4 protein-coding genes are annotated in these 3,621 nt (G+C 73.0%); 2 read left to right on the forward strand and 2 right to left on the reverse strand.

The window, feature by feature from the left end; genetic code table 11:
- Nucleotides 1–99: 99 nt before the first annotated feature.
- Entirely contained in the window at nt 100–1,503 is a 1,404-nt protein-coding gene (locus QCD68_RS16960; protein ID WP_301223865.1) for an MFS transporter, read from the reverse strand.
- Nucleotides 1,504–1,591: 88 nt separating this feature from the next.
- The gene (locus tag QCD68_RS16965; RefSeq protein WP_301223866.1) at nt 1,592–2,605 is read right to left on the reverse strand and encodes a helix-turn-helix transcriptional regulator; all 1,014 of its coding nucleotides are present in this window, start codon (nt 2,603–2,605) and stop codon (nt 1,592–1,594) included.
- 104 nt (nt 2,606–2,709) lie between these two features.
- Here QCD68_RS16965 and QCD68_RS16970 point away from each other — a divergent pair, with 104 nt between their 5' ends.
- Nucleotides 2,710–3,159 (forward strand): MarR family winged helix-turn-helix transcriptional regulator, encoded by a 450-nt coding sequence (locus QCD68_RS16970; RefSeq protein ID WP_111075823.1) that lies wholly within the window; start codon nt 2,710–2,712, stop codon nt 3,157–3,159.
- Nucleotides 3,160–3,325: 166 nt separating this feature from the next.
- The gene (locus tag QCD68_RS16975) at nt 3,326–3,475 is read left to right on the forward strand and encodes a hypothetical protein (protein WP_181421545.1); all 150 of its coding nucleotides are present in this window, start codon (nt 3,326–3,328) and stop codon (nt 3,473–3,475) included.
- Nucleotides 3,476–3,621: the final 146 nt, after the last annotated feature.

The raw sequence follows: 3,621 nt of genomic DNA on the forward strand, positions 1-3,621 counted from the left end.
AGCGACACTTCGTGCGACCTCGGCGGAAGTGAGCGGCACGTCGAGCGACCTCGGCCGCCCGCGGACGGGCGGCGGCGGCAGGCGGGCGGCAGGCAGGCGTCAGGCGCCCGGGGCGCCCGCCGGCGCCGCCGGCTCGTCGCGGACGAACGCCATCAGCACCAGCCCCGCGATCAGGACCACGACGACGCCGAGGATCCCGTACCGCGTCGACCCGCCGATCGTCACCGCGACCCCGAACAGCGCCGGCGCGATGAACGACGCCGCCCGCCCGGTGGTGGCGTAGAGGCCGAAGAGCTCGCCCTCGCGGCCGGGCGTCGCGAGCTTCGCCAGGTACGCCCGGGAGGACGACTGCACCGGCCCGACGAACATGCAGAGCCCGAGCCCGAGCACCCAGAACGACGCCTGCGCGGACCCGGCGAAGAGCACCGCGGTGCCGAACACCGACAGGCCGACCAGGGACACCATGATGAGCGGTCGGGACCCGAACCGGTCGTCGAGCCGGCCGGACACGACGGTGGAGATGCCGGCGACGACGTTCGCCACGATCGCGAACATGATGACGCCGGAGGGGCTGAAGCCGAACACCTGGGCGGCGATGATCCCGCCGAAGGTGAACACGGCGCCGACGCCGTCGCGGAACACGGCGCTGGCGAGCAGGAAGGCCAGGACGTTCCGGCGGGTGCGCCAGAGCCGCGCGATGTCCCGTCCGAGGTCGGCGTAGGCGGACCAGAGGGACCCGCGGCGGCTGGGGTCGGCGGGCGCCTCGGGCACGACCACGAACAGCGGGATCGAGCTGACGGCGAGCCAGACCGCGGCGATGCCGATCGCGACCCGCACGTCCCACTGCCCGGAGGCGACCGTCGCGGGCAGCTGCAGGAGCCCGCCCTTGCCCTCGACGCCGAAGTCCTGGATGCAGAGCACGAGCAGGACGATGAGCAGCACGATGCCGCCGAAGTAGCCGGCCGCCCAGCCGATCGCGGACACCCTCCCGGTCTTCGGCCCGGTGGCGACCTGACCGAGCATGGCGTTGTAGCCGACGCAGGCGATCTCGTACGCGACCGTGCCGATGCCGATGAGGGCGGCCCCGAGCACCAGGTACGGCTGCTCGGGGGCGACGAAGACCATGCCGACGATCGACAGGACGATGCCGATCGTGGCGATGAACACCGAACGCTTCCGGTGGCCGGACGTGTCCGCCAGCCGGCCGATCGCGGGCGCGACGAGGGCGACGACGATGCCGGCGATGGTCAGCGCGGTGGAGACCGTCGCGGCGTTGTGGGCGAGTTCGCGCTCGACGGCGGCAGCTGCGGTGGCCGAGGAGCCCTCGGCCCGGACGAGGGCCGGGTCGACGAACGCCCGGCTCGCCAGGTAGGTGCTGAACACGAACGTGGTGACGACGGCGTTGAACGCGGCAGAGCCCCAGTCCCACAGCGCCCAGGACAGCAGTGCCCGACGCCGGACGGGGGTCGGCGGTGCCTCGGCGGTCGTCGGCGTACCGGTCATGGCGGAACCGTAGCGCCTCCGGGTGTCCGCCGAGGTGTCCGCCGCCACGGACACCACCGCGTCCGCCGGCACGGACGGGAGGCGCGGCTCACCGCCGCAACGTCTGCTTCGGGTACTCGCCGAACCGCTCCGCGTACGACGCCGAGAACCGTCCGAGGTGCGCGAACCCCCAGCGCGTGGCGACCTGCCCGACCGAGACCGTCCGTGAGTCGAGGGCCAGCAGCTCCTCGTGCACCCGGTCCAGCCGGACCTGCCGCAGGTAGTTCAGCGGCGACACCCCGAAGGTGCGGCGGAACGCCTCCTGCACGCTGCGGACGCTGAGCCCGGCGACCTGCGCCAGGTCGGTGATCGTGATCGGGTCGTCGGCGTGCGCGTGGATGTGCTCGACCGCGGCACGGAGTTTCGCCTGTCGGGGGTGCAGCAGCTCCGCGGGCAGCTGGTCGAGCTGCGGCGGGACGACCCGGAGGAAGGCGTCGACCGCCTGCCGCTTGGCCTCGTGCCAGACGAGCGAGCCGGTGCCGCCCTCCCGGAGTGCGCGGGCGAGGGCACCAAGGGAGTCGCGCCACTGCCGGACGGCCAGGGCGTCCGCGGGCCGCAGGTGGTCGAAGCGCATCTCGCGGGCGCCGACGTCGAAGCGTTCGGCAGCGACGTCCCGGACGAACCCGCGGTCCAGGTGGACGAGCTGCTGGTCGTAGTCGGTGGCCACGAACACGAGGTCGCGGTGCGCCGGGAACAGTGTCGGCTGTCCGATGCGCAGCGGGATCCGGTCGCGCAGGGTGTCCGGGGTGCCGGACCCCGCGGTGAGCCAGCTCATCACCAGGTCCTCGCTCGGTCCGGATGCTCCGCGGAGGAAGCCGTTCATGGTGGACCGGCGCATCGAGACGTCGGAGTCGCCGACCGCCGTGTAGCGGTACGAGAACTCCCCCTCGGTCCGCCGGGACAGCCAGTGCTTGCCGGAGTAGATGCCGGCGAGGTCACGGACGGCGGCGTCGGGGTCGGTGCCGGCCACCTCGAAGCGCACGGGGACCGCGGAGTCGGCGAGCGCCTCCCGTCCGGCGGCTTCCCGGGTCTCCTCGGGCTCGGGCGCCAGCGGCTCGCTCACGGGGTCTCCGCGCTGGGTCGGGAACCAGCGGTATCTGGATATCCTTGCCGCGAGCATGCCGGTCCCCACTCCGGCATGCCGTGACGCACGGAGGAGGGCATCCGGTGAGCGACCTCGACGTGATGGGTGCCCTGACCCGTCTGGAGCAGGCCTCGACCGCGCTGCGCAACCGGTTGCGTGACCGGACCGGCGTCTCCGGCACGGACCTGTCGGTGCTGCAGTACGTGTGGCGTGCGAAGTCGGGCGAGCGCTCGGTCCGGGTGAAGGACCTGACGTCGCACCTCGGCCTGACCGGCCCCGCGGTGACCGGCATCATCGATCGGCTGGAACGGCAGGGCATCCTGCAGCGCGTGCCGAACCCGGAGGACGGTCGGAGCCGGTTCATCGAGCTGACGCCCGGCCAGGAGCAGGTGTTCGCAGCGGCGCTGGACAGCACCAACGAGCAGTTGCACGAACTCCTGTCCTCCTTCTCGGAACGAGAGCGCCGACGCCTCGTCCGCATCGTCGACCGCATCGTCGTGGCGCTCGACGGCGGGGTGCCGCCCACGTCGTAAGGCAGGTTAGGGGCCTCTCGGTTCGTGGGCGAAGGAATTGTCCACGCAGCGCGGATGGATAACTTCTCTACCTACTTGCGCGGGCGTGGCTCCGAACGCGGCCGTACCGTCGGAATCGACCGGGACTCCCCTCGCACGGGGGTCACCGCCGACGGGAAGGGACACCATGGGCCTGTACGAGACCGAACCGGGCGTCGATCCGGTGCGCATCACCACCATCCGCCGCCTGCGCCGTCGCTGGAAGCACGGCGAGCAGCCCACCGAAGACCAGGGACTGTTCGACGACCTCTTCGTGGCGACGACGAAGCAGCGCTGACACTGCACCTCGGACGCAGCCGCGTCCACACCGACGGGGGGGCCCGGGGGGGGGGGCCCCCGGGCGCCCCCCCCCGCCCGGGGGGGGCCGCGCCCCGGGGGTGGGGGCCCCCGGGCCCCGCCGCCCGCACCCCACCCCCCCCGCGC

Origin of the sequence: Curtobacterium sp. PsM8 (genome assembly GCF_030433875.1) — a bacterium.
In the GTDB taxonomy this organism is placed as follows: domain Bacteria; phylum Actinomycetota; class Actinomycetes; order Actinomycetales; family Microbacteriaceae; genus Curtobacterium.

What these genes read in the sequence shown, in the direction of transcription:
- QCD68_RS16960 (WP_301223865.1), bottom strand. Translation starts at nt 1,503, where the DNA reads ATGACCGGTACGCCGACGACCGCCGAGGCACCGCCGACCCCCGTCCGG.
- QCD68_RS16975 (WP_181421545.1), top strand. Translation starts at nt 3,326, where the DNA reads ATGGGCCTGTACGAGACCGAACCGGGCGTCGATCCGGTGCGCATCACC.